The organism is Streptomyces umbrinus, assembly GCF_030817415.1.
GTDB classification, from domain to species: Bacteria; Actinomycetota; Actinomycetes; order Streptomycetales; family Streptomycetaceae; genus Streptomyces; species Streptomyces umbrinus_A.
Window position 1 is genome coordinate 2,867,640 of record NZ_JAUSZI010000002.1, and the last position, 15,758, is coordinate 2,883,397.

7 protein-coding genes are annotated in these 15,758 nt (G+C 71.5%); 4 read left to right on the plus strand and 3 right to left on the minus strand.

What is annotated here, in order from left to right; all coding sequences use genetic code 11:
• Positions 1-26: 26 nt before the first annotated feature.
• Both QF035_RS13050 and QF035_RS13055 read left to right on the plus strand, forming a co-directional pair.
• Positions 27-968, plus strand: a complete 942-nt coding sequence (locus QF035_RS13050; RefSeq protein WP_307531089.1) for an ABC transporter ATP-binding protein — start codon at positions 27-29, stop codon at positions 966-968.
• Positions 965-1,771: an ABC transporter permease gene (locus QF035_RS13055; RefSeq protein ID WP_307520374.1), complete on the plus strand. Its 807-nt coding sequence runs from the start codon at positions 965-967 to the stop codon at positions 1,769-1,771. The genes QF035_RS13050 and QF035_RS13055 overlap by 4 nt, the downstream gene beginning before the upstream one ends.
• Before the next feature lie 179 nt (positions 1,772-1,950).
• On the opposite strand, the gene mhpA is transcribed toward QF035_RS13055, so the two are convergent.
• The 3 genes from mhpA to QF035_RS13070 all read right to left on the minus strand — a co-directional run bounded on the left by mhpA (position 1,951) and on the right by QF035_RS13070 (position 6,349).
• Positions 1,951-3,519, minus strand: a complete 1,569-nt coding sequence (gene mhpA, locus QF035_RS13060) for a bifunctional 3-(3-hydroxy-phenyl)propionate/3-hydroxycinnamic acid hydroxylase MhpA (RefSeq protein ID WP_307520375.1) — start codon at positions 3,517-3,519, stop codon at positions 1,951-1,953.
• 127 nt (positions 3,520-3,646) lie between these two features.
• Positions 3,647-4,585, minus strand: coding sequence for a hypothetical protein (locus tag QF035_RS13065; protein ID WP_307520376.1), 939 nt, complete (start codon positions 4,583-4,585; stop codon positions 3,647-3,649).
• 162 nt (positions 4,586-4,747) lie between these two features.
• Positions 4,748-6,349 carry an FAD-dependent monooxygenase gene (locus QF035_RS13070; protein WP_307520378.1) on the minus strand — a complete coding sequence of 534 codons (1,602 nt, stop codon included), beginning with the start codon at positions 6,347-6,349 and terminating at the stop codon, positions 4,748-4,750.
• 206 nt (positions 6,350-6,555) lie between these two features.
• On the opposite strand from QF035_RS13070, the gene QF035_RS13075 reads away from it, so the two are divergent.
• A complete protein-coding gene (locus tag QF035_RS13075) occupies positions 6,556-7,641 on the plus strand; it encodes an arylcarboxylate reductase (RefSeq protein ID WP_307520379.1) in 1,086 nt (361 codons plus the stop codon).
• 14 nt (positions 7,642-7,655) lie between these two features.
• Positions 7,656-15,707, plus strand: a complete 8,052-nt coding sequence (locus QF035_RS13080) for a type I polyketide synthase (protein WP_307520380.1) — start codon at positions 7,656-7,658, stop codon at positions 15,705-15,707.
• The last annotated feature ends 51 nt before the right edge of the window (positions 15,708-15,758 follow it).

The window sequence follows — 15,758 nt, forward strand, 5'->3', positions numbered from 1 at the left end:
CGCGCACCGGACGGCGGGTGACCGCCATGTCTAGCGCGGTCGTCGTCGAAGACCTGCACAAGACCTACGGCGCGGTGCGGGCCGTGGGCGGGGTGAGCTTCACCGTCGAGCACGGGGAGATCTTCGCGCTGCTCGGTCGCAACGGCGCCGGCAAGACCACCACCATGGAGATCCTCGAAGGGTTCCGCACCCGGGACGGCGGGCACGTCGACGTCCTCGGCCTCGACCCGGGCGACAGGTCCACGGCACGTACCCTGCGCGAGCGGATCGGGCTCGTGCTGCAGGACATCGCGGTCGAGCCCTACCTCACCGTCCGCGAGACCATCGCCCGCAACGCGGGCTACTACCCGGCGCCGCGCGACGTCGACGAGGTGATCGACCTGGTCGACCTCGCGGGGCAGGAGAAGAAGAAGGTCCGCACGCTCTCCGGCGGCCAGAAGCGGCGCCTGGACCTGGCGCTGGGGATGATCGGGAACCCGAGCCTGCTGTTCCTTGACGAGCCGACCACCGGATTCGATCCGAACGCGCGCCGCGGCGCCTGGCAGTTGGTGCGGACCCTGCGCGACGCGGGCACCACCATCCTGCTCACCACGCACTACATGGAGGAGGCTCAGGAGCTGGCCGACCGGGTGGCCGTGATCTCCGCCGGACAGATCGTCGCCGAGGGCACCCCCACGACCCTCGGGGGGCGTAACACCGCGCGGGCTCGGATCCGCTTCGCGCTGCCGCCCGGCAGCACGGTCACCGACTTGCCGGTGGCCGCCGAGCCGGACGAGGACGGCCTGGTCACCGTGGAGTCCGCGGAGCCGACCGGCACCCTGCACCAGCTCACCGACTGGGCGCTCAGGCGCGGCACCGTACTCGCCGGGCTGACGGTCGACCGGCCGAGCCTGGAGGACGTCTATCTGCGCCTGACCGCCCAGGACCAGAGTGCGCCCGAACTCATGCTGGAAAGGAGCGCATCGTGAGCATCGCCGTTCCCCGCGCTGCGGGCCGGCAGGTCCAGCGCCGCGGACTCGCCCTGCTGTGGCATCAGATCCGCTACGAGCAGCTGACGTTCTGGCGCAATCCGCAGAGCGCGTTCTTCACGTTCGTCTTCCCGGTCGTCGTCATCGCGATCTTCGGCGGGCTGTTCGGCGGCATCGGCAAGAGCGAGTTCTACTACGGCCGGTCCGCGCTGCAGTACTACGTTTCGACGATCGCCGCGGTGTCCGTCCTGGGCTCCTGCTACAGCCAGTTGGCGATCGTGCTCGCGGCGCGGCGCCAGAACGGGATGCTGAAACGCGTGCGGGCGACACCGCTGCCCGCGTCCGCGTACTTCGTGGGTCTCCTGGCGCACTGCGTCGTCGTGAGCGTCGTCGACGTCCTGCTGATCACCGTGGTCGGCCGGCTCTACGGCGTCTCGCTGCCCGCCTCCTCGCAGCTGCTCGCGCTGGCCCTGACGCTGGTGCTCGGCGCCGCCGCCTTCTGCGCCCTCGGGGTCGCGGTGGCGTCGCTGATCCGCAACGCGGAGGCCGCGCCGTCGGTCGTGCAGTTCGTCCTGTTCCCGCTGGTGTTCATCTCGGGCACGTACATGCCGATCCACTCCGGTCTGCTGAACGGCGTTGCCGGCGCACTGCCGGTGAAGCCGTTCAACGACGCCCTGCTCCGCGCGTTCACCACGGACCACACCGGCCTCCCCTGGCGGGACCTCGGGGTCCTGCTCCTGTGGGGCGTGGTCGGTGCGGTGGTGGCGGTGCGGCGGTTCCGTTGGGATCCGCGCGCGGAGTGAACCGGTCTCCTTCGGGAGACCCGCCGGTTGATCCGGCCTCATGACCGGCCGTCCCCCGCGGCCGAAGAGCCGTGACCCTGCTACTTCCCCCGGGCAAGGTCACGGCTTCTTTCGTCTGACCGGACCTCGCGCTTGCGCCAGTCGTAAGAGCGAAAGGCGAGGTCGAGCGCCGACAGCCCTCAGGGGAGGGCCGATATGTCCTCCAGCAGGCCATTCAGCAGCTTGGTCATCTCGGTGCGGGTGCGGGCGGCGCCATAGACGTGGAAGTCGGGGCGGACCAGCGCGGCCGGTGCCCGCACAGCCTCTTTCAGCCAGGTGGTGTAGGTGCCGTCGATATCGACATCGGGAGTCAGGTGGACGATCGAGCCGCCCAGCCTGCCCAGCCGCTCGGCCAGGGCCGGCTCCACCAGGGTCCGCGGGTCTTCCAGACTGAGCAGGACGAGGTCGCCACCGCACAGCTCACCGGCGTCCGCACGACTGGTGCGTGCCTGGGGAACGATCCGGCTGTCCCGTCCGGAGAACAGGCTGTCAGCGGCGTGCTGGAACAGCCCGGCCTTCAACGCCTCCTCCCCCGGGCGTGCAAACGCCTCCGGGTCGCGCGAAGGAGGGTCGTCCGATCCGCGTTCGGCCAGCAGGACGCTGTCCCGGTAGCCGGCGACGGTCGGGTCGACTGTGCCGATGAGCTGGCCCAGGTTCACCGACATGTCGACGGTTCGCTGGGCGTCGGGCCGGCGCTCGGCCTCGTAGGTGCCGAGCAGTTCCTCGCCGGCCGAGCCGGCGAGGACCAGGTGCAGCTTCCAGGCCAGGTTCGCCACGTCCCGGATACCGGTGCACATGCCCTGGCCGGCGTGCGGGGGCATCACATGGGCGGCATCGCCTGCGAGGAAGACCCGGCCGGAGTCGCTCGAACGCCAGCGGTCGGCGTTGCGTCCCAGGCAGGTGTAGGCGACGTACCGCTGCAGCGTCGCGTTGTCGGGGTTGACCCCGAAGTGGGTCAGTAGACGCCAGGCGTTTTCCACGGTGTCGAAGTCCTCGAAGGACTGATCGGGCAGCCGCATGAATTCCCAGCGACTGTGGCGCGGTCCGGCCGAGAGATCGACGCGGGGCTGGACCGGGTCGGCGACCTGCACATTCTGCGAAGGGAATTCCTCGGGGTCGTGCGGCATGACATCGCACGCCATCCAGTCGGCGGCATAGTCGGAGGCTGAAACCGAGACGCCCAGATGGTTGCGTACAAAGCTGTTGGCTCCGTCGCAACCGACCAGCCAGCGGGCGGAGAGGACCTGCTCGCCGGCCGCCGCACGGACGGTGAGCCGCGCCGAGTCGTCCTTCTCGGTCAGGCCGACGGCCTCGTAGCCGCGCAGCAAGCGCAGGTTGGACAGCTGCGCGCCGCGCTCGACCAGCGCGGACTCCAAGCCCGGCTGGTAGAAAGAGATCGCCTCCGGCCAGCGGTACCGGTCGTCCTGGTTCAGTTCGAAGTGCATCAGCGTCTGCCCGTCGCCGTTGATCACGACGTAATCCTTGGTCGGCTCACAGACCGGGGCGAGCGCGTCGGCGACGCCTATCGTGCCAAGGATGCGGCCGACGTGACGGTCGAAGGAGACCGCCCGGGGCAGGTTGTAGGGCTCGACGTACTTCTCGACCACGGTCACACGCCAGCCGCGCTGGGCGAGCATGATCGACAGCACCTGTCCCACAGGGCCGTAGCCGACTACAAGAACATCCGCGTCCACTGCGTCTTCATTCACGGCCCGACCGTAGTTCAGTGGGGTGCGTGGCAGGTCCGGCTCCCGCACGGGTCAGGGACAAGAACCAGAATGAGCGGCCGCGGCTTGACTGCTCCGGCCTCGGGCCCAACCCGTGGTGTCCGGAGTGTCAGCTGCGGTCGTACCTGTCCGCCATCGTATGGAAGACCTTCTTGGGTTCCCAGCGGGTTTCGTCGAGCATGCGGACCACACCGTAGGAGGCGATGTCACGCTCCCCGGGCTTGTCGTAGTTGGCGAAGGAGAACCACAGGGCGGTGTCCACTCCCTCTTCCTCGAAGACCGTCAGCAGCTCGGTGAGATAGCGGACCTGCTCATCCTCGTCGGGCAGTGCCCCCGGTGGCGGATCCCAGGCCATGCCCCCGAGGTCACTTGCACCGCGGTAGGCGCAGGTGCCGTATTCGGTGACGGCGACTGGCTTGCCGTGGTGGAAGGACTCGCGCAGATGGGTACGGAAGGTATCGGTGTTGTGGGCGGCACGGTAGGCGTCGATGCTGACGAGGTCGAAGGTGGCCCAGTCGACCGACTCCCAAGGGCCGGACGCATAGGTGACCTGCCCTCCGAAGTGTGCGCGCACGGTGGCGGCGGCTTCGGCGAGGAGGCTGTTGACACGCTCCGATATCCGGCCGAGGTCGGACCACCATGCCGTGTCGTACGCCATGGTGTAGATGCGGCGACCGAAGGTGTCGCCGGGGACGAAGCCGCCGCAGAAGACGCTGATCTCGCACCCCGTCACGAACACCACCTCGGCGCCGGTCCGCCGTACGGCTTCGGCACGCCGAGCGCAGTCCGCAAAGAAGGGCAGTAGCTGCTCAGCCGGGAGGTCGACGGGGAAGGGTGCGAACCAGACCTCGAGGCCGGCCTCCGCGGCGTATCGGGCTGCCACGCTCAGGCGTTCGGGTTCGCGCCCTGAGATACGTACGACGTCGCAGTGCAGTTCGCCGGCGATCACCGCCATTTCGCGCCGGACCGCTTCCGGGCTGAAGACCTTCCGGGTGAGCTGCGCTCCGGGGAGGAACCCGGTGTCGTAGTTGATGCCGCGTGCGCGCACGTCACTGTCCCCTTATGCGAACGAGTCCATGGTCCGGCAGGTCGAAGGCGTGCCGAGGGTCGCCCGCGTCGTGGGGCTTGCTGGAGGTACTTGCTGTCGTGATCGCCGGCCTTCCAGGTCGAGGGCCTCGGGCCCCGGATCTGGAAGGCCGGCGATCACGGCTCATTGGTTCGGACGCGTACGGCCGGTGGGAGTCGCGCTGGAGTCGCTGCCGCCGAACCAGTCGGCCAGCGCGCGACGGAGACCGTCCCGGACCTGGCCGGACGGCTCGTCGTGGGCGGCCGCCCACGCGACGTAGCCGTCGGGTCGGACCAGCAGCGCGGCCGCGGGCGGCTGCGGGCAACTGGCGGCAACCACGTCGACCCGGTCCTTCCAGTCCGTCGCCGCTTCCGCCAGGCACGGTTCCCCGGCGAGGTCGAGCAGGATCGGCCGGGCGGCACGCATGAGCTCGGCGAGCCGTGTCGGGCCGCCGCCGGTTTCCAGGGCGAGGTCCGGGGCGAACCGCCCGGCGAGAGGGTGTGCCGCTGTCGTCTCGTAGCGGACGTCGTCGCCGGCCAGCAAGTCGGCGATGCGCCGGATGTTGTCTGTGGAGTGCAGAAGCTCGCCGAAGAGTTCGCGCAGGGCGGTCACCTCCGGTCCGGGGACCATGAGCGCTGTCTGGGCCTGGGTGTGCATGAAGACGCGCCGCCCGGCCGCGTATCGCTCGGCGTGGTAACTGTCCAGCAGGCCGGGCGGCGCCCAGCCGTGGATCTGTGCGGCCAGTTTCCAGCCGAGGTTGGCGGCGTCCTGGAGGCCCAGATTGAGTCCCGGCCCACCGACGGCGGAGTGGACGTGCGCAGAGTCCCCCGCGAGAAACACCCGGCCGCTGCGGTAGCGCTCCGCCAGCCGGGTGCTGCGGCCGACGAGGCGGCGCAGCATGTGCGGGCCGGGCCCGGACGGCGGGGAGAGGGGCACGTCGGTGCCGAGGACGCGACGCACGCTGTCGCGCATGTCGTCGAGCGCCAAGGGCGCCTCCTCGCCCTCCGGCGGGGCGCCCCATTCGAGGGTCAGCAGGCGGTGGTTGCCGTCCGGCAGGGCCGCGAAGGCGAAGATGCCGTGCGAGGTGCGGGTGAAGGTGAACACCGGGCTGATCCGGCCGTACCCGGGGACGTCGAGCTCGCCGGTGTCCGGGTCCAGCATCGACGCGGGCAGTGTGGCGTACGCGGCCCGGGAGACCAGGTCGCAGCCGGTCTCTCCCGCGAAGGCGATACCGGCCAGCTTGCGGACGGTGCTTTTCCCGCCGTCGCAGCCGACGAGGTGGCGGGCGCGCAACTCGTAGGTGCCGTCGGCGTACTGGACCTGGGCGGTCACCCGGTCTTCGGTTTGCTGAAAGTCTGTCAACTCGTGCCCGCGGCGGATTTCCACGCCGAGCTCGCGGGCGCGTTCCGTCAGCACCTGCTCGATGCGCTGCTGCGTCACTGGCAGGACAGTCATCGGGTTGGTTTCCAGCACGCCCAGGTTCAGCGGGATGGCGCCGAAGAGGTAGCCCGGGACCGGCTGGGGCACGTCGGCGACGCTGCCGAACCGCTCGTACAGGCCACGGTGGTCGAGGAACCGGACCACCTGGCCGACCAGGCCGTTGGCCTTGATCTCCGAGCTGTGGTCGGGCAGCCGCTCGAGGACGACCGGCCGCAGCCCGGTCATGCCCAGCTCACATGCCAGCAACAGCCCGACGGGGCCGCCGCCGACGATGACGACATCGGCGGTCTCTGTCTCCATGGCCATCACGGATCTCCTCGAAAGGGGCGTTCCAGGGGCAAGCACAGGTGCACACGGCGAGTGGTTCACGCGAGGGGATGATGCAGGACTCGGACCCGCGTTCCCGCTGGAACGTCGTTGCGCACCCACACTAGGCACGCCGTCCCGGGGCCTCGTCCGGCAGCGCGGCGCACTAGGGAATTCCCTATTCGGTCCCCGTTGATACTGCCGTCATGACGGTGACGATGAGCACGGAAGTGTCGAGGTCGCTGACCGATGGTTGGCTGGCCCAGGACCTCGACGCGTGGACGCGTCGCGTGCTGCGGCGGCATTTCGACCCCGAACACGGATCCCCTTACTGGCTCAAGCGCCGCACCGAGCTCGACTTCGACCCGCTGGGTCTCACCGGCTACGAGGACCTGGCCGCGTTCGGCCACTTCGATCTCACCGCCCTCCGGGACCTCGACCCGGCCGATCTCGTCCCGACCGCCGTCCCGCGTCCCCTCGGCGGCCGCGTCTGGGAATCCGGTGGCACCACCGGCAGGCCTTCCCGCGTCTTCTACACCCGGGACATGTCTGCGCACTGGGCCGCCTGGCGTCTCCACGGCTGGCGGACGTCCGGGTTCCGCCCTGGCGCCACCTGGATCGACGCCTGTCCCTCCGGGCCGCACATCGTCGGCGAAGAGACCGACTACCTCGCCGACATGTGCGGGTCCACCGTGTACTCCATCGACCTCGACACACGGTGGATCAAGCAACTCATCCGCGGTGGACGGCTGGTCGAGATGGAGGAGTACGTCGATCACGTCGTCGAGCAGATCACCGACATCCTCGACACCTGCTCCGTCGACTACCTGCGCAGTACTCCTGCCACGGTGCACGCCCTCATCAACCGGCGCCCCGATCTGATGGCCGACCTTTCGGGGGTCTATCTCGGCGGTACCCAGTTCACCTCCGACGCCTACCGCAGGTTCTCCGAGGCCATGCCCGGCGGCATCATCGGCACCACCTACGGCAACACCCTCGGCTGCGCCAATGGCATCGCCTCGCCCGACGGGGGCGCCACTCTCCCGTACGTACCGAACTATCCCCACATCACCATGTCCGTGGTCGACAAGGCCGACCCCAGCCGTGTCGTGGACTACGACGAGGTGGGCCGGGTGCGGCTGACCGTGCTGCACGAGGACCTGTTCCTGCCCAACATCCTCGAAAGGGACCAGGCGATCCGCTTCCGGACCTCCGAGCAGTGGCCGTGCGACGGCGTGGCCAATGTGCAGCCGCTCCAGATCAGCTCGGAGACGCCCGAGGGTCTGTACTGAACCCCGCCCGACCCATGGAACAGCGACCAGAGAGGCGGGGGCAGCAGATGCTGCGCACCGAACTCATCAGGCCCCTTCACGAACTGCTGCCGGCCCATGCCGAACGTCTCGGCAGCAAGATCGCGTTCCGTGACGCGCGGCGAGCCGTCAGCTACGCCGAACTCGACCGGCGCACCCGTCGTCTCGCCGGTCATCTTGCCCATCTGCGCCTGGGCCGCGGTGAGACAGCCGCGCTGCTGCTCGGCAACTGCCTGGAGATGGTGGAGAGTTACCTCGCCATCGCGCGGGCCGGCGCCGTGGGCGCGCCGCTCAACCCGCACGCCACCGACGACGAGCTGGAGCACTTGCTCGTCGACAGCGGCGCGGTGGTGCTGATCACCGACCCCACGCACCTGGAGCAGGTGCTGCGGCTGAGCGCCGGGCACCCGCGGCTCCGGGTAGTGGTGACCGGGGACGGGGCGGCGCCCCAGGGCGTCGAGCTGTTCGACGCTCTGGTCGGCAGCGAGCCGCCGGTGCCCGCCCGGGACGACGCAGGTCTGGATGACGTCGCGTGGATGCTGTACACCTCCGGCACCACCGGCAAGCCCAAGGGCGTGCTGTCCACCCACCGTATGTCCCTGTGGGGCGTGGCCGCCTGCTACTCGCCCGTGCTCGGCCTCGACGAGGCGGACCGGGTGCTGTGGCCGCTGCCGCTGTCCCACACCGTGGCGCACAACCTGTGCGTGCTCGGTGTCGTCGCCGTCGGCGCCACCGCGCATATCGTGGACGGCCTGGCCGCTGACGAGGTGGTCGCCGCGCTGAGTGAGGACCGGACGACCTTCTTCTGCGCCGTTCCCACGGTCTACCAGCAGTTGCTCCGAACAGCCGGGGACACCGGCCTGGGCACCCCCGACCTGAGGGTCTGCATGGTCGCCGGCGCCGCCTGCCCGGCCGGGCTGCACGAGGAGTTCGAAGACACCTTCGGTGTACGGCTCCTGGACAGCTACGGCAGCACCGAGACGGGCGGCCCCATAGCAGCCAACGCCCCCACCGGGCCGCGTGTCCCCGGCTCCTGCGGACTGCCCGTCCCCGGCCTCACCCTCCGTCTGCTCGACTCGTCCACCGGTGAGGAGGCGCCCTCCGGCGCCGAGGGAGAGGCCTGGGTCAAGAGCCCGGCCGTGATGCTCGGTTACCACGGCCATCCCGCGGCCAGCGCCGAGGTGCTGCGCGACGGCTGGTACCGCACCGGCGACCTGGCCCGCATCGACGACGACGGCTTCCTGACCATCACCGGACGGGTCAAGGAGCTGATCATCCGCGGCGGGGAGAACATCCACCCCGGCGAGGTCGAGGCGGTCATCGCCCCGCTGCCCGGCGTCGCAGAGGTCGCCGTGGCGGGCAAGCCTCACCCGCTGCTGGGCGAGATCCCGGCCGCGTTCGTGGTTCCCGGCCCCGGGGGCTTCGACGCCGGACAGCTCATCGACGCCTGCCGTGCGCAGCTGTCGTACTACAAGGTGCCCCACGAGGTATGGGAGGTGGACCGACTCCCGCGCACCGCACTCGGCAAAGTCATGCGGCCGGCATTGGCGAACGCACCGGCGCGGCTGGTGCTGTCGCGTGCGGTGGAGAGCGGTGACCCGGAGGAAGGCGATGCCGAGCAGTGGGCGCAACGGCTCAGCGAGGCGCCGGCGGACGGACGCGATGAGGTGCTGCTCGATCTGGTCCGGGGTGAAGTCGGCGCCGTGCTCGGGCAGTCGGCGGCGGTCGCGGCGGATGTCGCCTTCCGGGACCTGGGGTTCGACTCAGGGATGGCCGTGCGGCTGCGTGACCGGTTCGTCAAAGCCACCGGTCTGCGGCTCCCGGCGACGCTCGTCTACGACTACTCGACGCCGGTGGCCGTCGCGGCGCATCTCGGGGCCGAGCTCTCGGGCGGGACGGCCACAACGGCCACGCATGACGCGGGCGCCGCGGGCACGGGCACGGACGACGCGGGCACGGCGGACAGCGCGATCGCCATCGTGGGAATCGCCTGCCGCTTCCCCGGCGGAGTCACCTCGCCGGAGGGGCTGTGGCAGCTGCTGGACGAGGAATCGGACGCCGTGGGTGCCTTCCCCGACGACCGGGGCTGGGACCTGACGCGGCTCTTCGACGAGGACACGGGGCAGGCGGGCACCGGCTACGCCCGCACCGGGGGTTTCCTCGACGGTGCCGACCGCTTCGACGCCGCGTTCTTCGGCATTAGCCCACGCGAGGCTTTGGCCATGGATCCGCAGCAGCGGCTGCTGCTGGAGTGCGCCTGGGAAGCGTGTGAGCGCGCGGGCATCGCTCCGCCCTCCTTGAAGGGCAGCCGCACCGGCGTCTTCATCGGAGCCATGGCCGGCGAATACGGCGCGCGGCTGCTGGGCCGCCCGGCACCCGAGGGCCTGGAGGGCTACCTCGGCAATGGCAGCGCGGGCAGCGTCGCCTCCGGTCGTCTCGCGTACGCCCTCGGCCTTGAGGGTCCCGCGTTGACGGTGGACACGGCCTGCTCGTCGTCGCTGGTGGCGCTGCATCTCGCGGCACGGTCGCTGCGGGAGGGGGAGTGCTCGATGGCCTTGGCCGGCGGGGTGACGGTGATGTCCACCCCCTCGCCGTTCATCGAGTTCGGCCGCCAGCAGGCGCTGTCCCTCAGTGGGCGGTGCAGCCCGTTCTCGGACAAGGCCGACGGGACCACGTTCGGCGAAGGCGCGGGACTGCTGGTGCTGGAACGGCTGTCGGACGCGCGGCGCAACGGCCACCGGGTGTGGGCCGTGGTGAAGGGCTCCGCCGTGAACCAGGACGGCGCCTCCAACGGTCTGACCGCGCCGAGCGGCCCCGCGCAGCAGCGGGTGATCCGGCAGGCCCTGGCAGATGCCCGCCTCTCGGCAGCGGATGTGGACGTGGTGGAGGCGCACGGTACGGGCACCACGCTCGGCGACCCGATCGAGGCGCAGGCGATCATCGCCACGTATGGGCAGGAGCGCACGGAGGACCAGCCCTTGTGGCTGGGCACGGTCAAGTCGAACATCGGGCACGCCCAGGCCGCGGCCGGTGTCGCGGGCGTCATCAAAATGGTGATGTCGATGCGCCATGAGGTGCTGCCGAGAACGCTGCACGTGGACGATGCGTCGCCGCTGGTGGACTGGTCGGCAGGCAACGTCGAGCTGCTGACGGACGCCCGGCCGTGGCCCACGACGGGCCGACGGCCCCGGCGGGCCGGCGTTTCGGCGTTCGGCGCGAGCGGCACCAACGCGCACCTGATCCTGGAACAGGCGCCGCCCGAGGAGCCTGTGGAGAATCCGGCCGGCCAGGGGCCCGAGCCCACCGGGTCAGCGGCCGTGGTGCCGTGGGTGGTGTCGGGACGGAGCGCCACGGCGCTGCGGGACCAGGCGGCGGCGCTCTCGCCGCTGGCCGATGCCGGTGAGGTCGACGCGGTGAACGTGGGATGGTCGCTGGTGACCGGCCGGGCACGGTTCGAGCATCGTGCCGTGGTGATCGGGGACTTCACCGCTGGTCTGAAGGCGCTGGCCGGGGGTGAACGGGCGGATCATGTGGTCGCCGGAGTGGCGGCGGAAACCGTCAGGAGCGGTAGGCCGGTATTCGTCTTTCCCGGGCAGGGCGCGCAGTGGGCGGGAATGGGCGTGGCGCTGGCCGACGCCTCTCCGGTGTTCGCGGCGCGGCTGGCCGAGTGCGAGACGGCGTTGTCGGAGTTCGTGGACTGGTCGCTGACGGATGTTCTGCGCGGTGCCCCCGGTGCGCCGCCGCTGGAGCGGGTCGATGTCGTCCAGCCCGCGTCGTTCGCCGTGATGGTGTCGCTGACCGCGCTGTGGCGCTCCTTTGGGGTGGAGCCGGCCGCGGTGGTGGGCCATTCACAGGGCGAGATCGTCGCCGCCTGCGTGGCCGGAGTGCTGTCGCTGGAGGATGCGGCGCGGGTGGTGTGCCTGCGCAGCAGGGCGATAGCGGAGCTGGCCGGACCCGGGGCCATGGCGTTGGTGACGTTGCAGGTCGAGCGGGTGGAGGAGCTGCTCACGGAGGGCGTGTCGGTGGCCGCGGTCAACGGCCCGTCCCAGGTGGTGGTCTCTGGTGAAGTAGCCGCTGTGGAAGGGCTGTTGGCGGAGTGTGATCAGCGGGGTGTGCGAGCGCGGCGGATCGCGGTCGACTACGCCTCGCACTCCGCGGCGATGGACGTACTCGCCGAGCGGCTGACGGCTGACCTGGCCGGGATCGCGCCCCGGCCGGGCCGGGTGCCGCTGGTGTCCACGGTGACCGGGGAGCCGACCGACCCGCTGACGATGGACGCCGGTTACTGGCTGAGGAATCTGCGGCAGCCGGTGCGGTTCGCCGACGCCGTGAGCACGTTGACCGAACAAGGACATACCGCGTTCGTCGAGGTCTCCTCGCACCCGGTGCTGACGGCCGCCCTCACCGATGTGGCGCAGGACGCGGCGGTGGTGACCGGCTCGCTGCGGCGTGACGACGGCGGGTGGGACCGCTTCCTGACGAGCGTCGGCGAAGCTTGGGTCCGGGGTGTGACCGTGGAGTGGACAGCCGCCTTCGACGGCCTCCGTCCCCGGACCGTGGACCTGCCGACATACCCCTTCCAGCGGCAACGGCACTGGCTGCATGTCGGTCCCTCATCCGGCGACCCGGCCTCCTGGGGCCAGCGCTCGGCCGCCCACCCGCTGCTCGGCGCGGTCGTGCGTCTCGCGGACGGCGACGGCGTGCTCCTGACCGGCGTGCTCTCGCCCCGGTCCCAGCCCTGGCTCGCCGACCACGTCGTGGGCGGATCCGTCCTCTTCCCCGGCACCGGTTTCGTGGAGGTGGCGCTGCGCTCGGGCGACGAGGTCGGCATGGACGTCCTCGACGACCTCGTCATCGAGACACCGCTGGTGCTGCCGGAGTCCGACACCGGCGAGGTGCGGGTCCAGGTCCGCGTGGGAGAACCGGACGGGACAGGGCGCCGGCCCTTCGGTGTCCACGCCTGCGAGGGCGGGGCCGACGACGACCCGATGTGGACCCGGCACGCCACGGGATTCCTCACCACGGCCACGGCAGGCGCCATGACTCCCGCCACGGACCCGTCCGGCCCCGAGGACGCGCCAGCCTGGCCGCCCGCCGACGCCGAACCCGTCGAACTGGACGGAATCTACGAGCAGTTGGCCGACGGTGGCCTCGGCTACGGTCCCGCGTTCCAGGGGCTGCGCGCCATGTGGCGGCGGAAGGCCGAGGTGTTCGCCGAGGTCGCGCTGCCGACCGACGCCGGCCGGGACAAGGGGTTCGGGATCCATCCGGCCCTGCTGGACGCCTGTCTGCACCCCGACGTCATCGAGGCGAGCGCCGGGCAGTTGCGGCTGCCGTTCGCCTGGAGCGGGGTGCGGCTGCACTCGACCGGTGCCTCCCTCCTGCGGGTGCGGCTGCGCCGTGGCGCCGACGGCGAGGTGGCCCTCTCGGCGACCGACGAGTCCGGGGCGCCCGTGGTGACGGTCGGAGCGCTCAAGACCCGCCCGGCGCAACCGCGGATCGCGCAGTCCGGCATCGCGCGCGACGCCCTGCTGCGGGTCGAATGGAGCCCTCTGCCCGCCCTGGACCGGAACACGGGCGGCCATCGCTGGGCCGTGGTGGGGCATGGAGTCTCCGCCGGGACCTACCCGGACGTGGCGGCTCTGGCCGCGGCGGTGGCCGCGGGCGACGCCGTACCCGACTACGTGCTGGCGCCGTGCACGCAGGCGCCGCGGATCCCCCTGGCCGAGGCGGTGCGCCGCGCCACCGGCGAGGCTCTGCGACTGATCCAGGAGTGGCTGGCCGAGGAGAGCCTGTCCTCGTCACGACTGGTGCTCGCCACCCGGGGCGCGGTGGTCGGCGCGGGCGTCGGGAAGGTGACCGACCCGGTGCACGCGGCCGTGTGGGGGCTGGCCCGCTCGGCCCAGTCGGAGCACCCGGGCCGGATCGTGCTGGCGGACTTCGACAACGCCTCCTCGCAGGAGGACTGGCGGATGCTGGCGGCGGCCATGGAAGCGGCCGGGCCCGGCGAGGAACAGTTCGCGCTGCGGGCGGGCACCGTGCTCACACCCCGTCTGACCCGGGCGGGGGCCGGGGCCCCCATCCCACCGCCGCCCCGGCTCGACCCCGAGGGCGTGGTGCTGATCACCGGCGGCACGGGGATGATCGGCCAGGTCATCGCCCGGCATCTGGTCGTGGAACACGGCGCCCGGCATGTGCTGCTGGCGAGCCGCACCGGCGACGCGGGCGAACTGCCGGAGGAGCTGGCCGTCTGGGACGCCGAGGTGACGGCCGCCGCCTGCGATGTGGCCGACCGCCCGTCCCTCGCCACGCTGCTGAAGAGTCTGGACCGGCCCTTGACGGCGGTGATCCATGCCGCCGGCGTACTGGACGACGGCGTGATCACGTCGCTCACGCCGCAACGGCTGGCCGCGACGCTGCGGCCCAAGGTCGACGCGGCGGCGCACCTGGCCGAGCTGGTTCTTGCCCGGGGCGACGAGCCCGCCGCGTTCGTCACCTTCTCCTCCCTGGCCGGGGTCCTCGGCGGATCCGGGCAGGCCAACTACGCGGCGGCCAACGCCTTCCTGGATGCGCTGATGCAGCAGCGCCGCGGGCAGGGTCTGCCGGGAGTTTCGGTGGCCTGGGGCCTGTGGGAGCAGCCGGACGACGGCCCGGGGCTCGCGGCCGGCCTGGCCACGACCGACCGCCGCCGGCTCACCGAGGGCGCCGTGCGTCCGCTCACCCCGGAGCAGGGCGCGGCGTTGTTCGACGCGGCGCTCGGCCTGGCCGGAACGCACGACGACGCCGTACTCGTGGCCGCCCGCTTCGACCGCAGCCGCCTGCGCGACACCTCGTCGGTTCTCCTGCGGGGTCTGGCGCGCGGTCCGGCGCGGCGCGCCGCCACGGCCGGCGCGGACCGGACGTCACTGCGCCGGCGCCTGGCAGGCCGCTCGCCGGCCGAACAGCACGAGGTGCTCGTCGAGTTGGTGCGCCAGGAGGTCGCCGCCGTGCTGGGCTTCACCGACCCCGATTCGGTCGCCCTCTCCCAGCCTCTGGCCGAGGCCGGATTCGACTCCCTGACCGCCGTGGAACTGCGCAACCGGCTGGGCGAGGCCACCGCGCTGCGGCTGCCCACCACGCTGGTCTTCGAGCACCCCACGGCCGTCGCGCTCGCCGGTCACCTGGCCGAGCGACTCGCCGACGCCAGTGACCACAGCGACGGGGCCGCCGCCACGGACGGGGCGGACGAGGGCCCGGATGTCTTCGGTGCGCTGTTCCAGGAGGCATGCGCGGACGGCCGTACCGATGAGGCCTTCGCCTTCCTCCACAGCGCCGCCCGGCTCCGGCCCCGGGGCATCGCTCCGGTCGAGCCGGTTCGGCTCGGCTCGGGCGGCTCCGGGCCCGCGCTGGTGTGCGTGAGCTCCCATGTGGCGCTGGGCGGTGCGCACGAATACGCCCGCTTCGCCTCGTCGTTCCGCGGGCAGCGCCCCGTGTGGGCCCTGCCCAACCCCGGATTCGACAAGTCCGCGCCGCTGCCGCCGACCGTACAGGCGCTGGTCGAAGCGCACGCGGAGCGCGCTCTGGAGTGCGCGGACGGGGGCCCGTTCGTGCTGGTCGGGTCCTCCTCCGGCGGGGTGATCGCGCACGCGGTGGCCGGTCTGCTGGAGGCAGTCGGCACTCCCCCGGCCGCGGTGGTCCTGCTGGACAGCTACGCGCCCGCCATCCTGAACTCCTCGCTCGCCGCGACCGCGTTCCGCGACGTGCTCGTCGAAGGGCTGCACGAGCGGCAGAGCGCGTTCGCACGGCTCGACTTCACCCGGCTGACGGCGATGAGCTGGTACGGCGACCTGTTCGCGGAATGGAACGCGGAGCCGCTGGGGGTGCCCGTGCTGCTGGTGCGGGCCTCGGAGCCGCTCTCCCCCGCGCTCGCGGGAGAGGGCGGGCAGACGGCGTGGCGGACGGCGCACACCACGCTGGACGTGGCGGGGAACCACTTCACCTTGATGGAGACCCACGTGGAGACCACGGCACGGGCGGTGCGGGAGTGGCTGGGGACGGTGGCGGGATGACTCCCCACCGCGCCGTCCCCGCCACCCACCATGCCCGGCCGCGCTGACGCT

Coding starts and splice junctions, on each gene's coding strand:
- QF035_RS13070 (WP_307520378.1), bottom strand. CDS start 6,349: ATGGCCATGGAGACAGAGACCGCCGATGTCGTCATCGTCGGCGGCGGC.
- QF035_RS13075 (WP_307520379.1), top strand. CDS start 6,556: ATGACGGTGACGATGAGCACGGAAGTGTCGAGGTCGCTGACCGATGGT.
- QF035_RS13080 (WP_307520380.1), top strand. CDS start 7,656: ATGGAACAGCGACCAGAGAGGCGGGGGCAGCAGATGCTGCGCACCGAA.
- QF035_RS13050 (WP_307531089.1), top strand. CDS start 27: ATGTCTAGCGCGGTCGTCGTCGAAGACCTGCACAAGACCTACGGCGCG.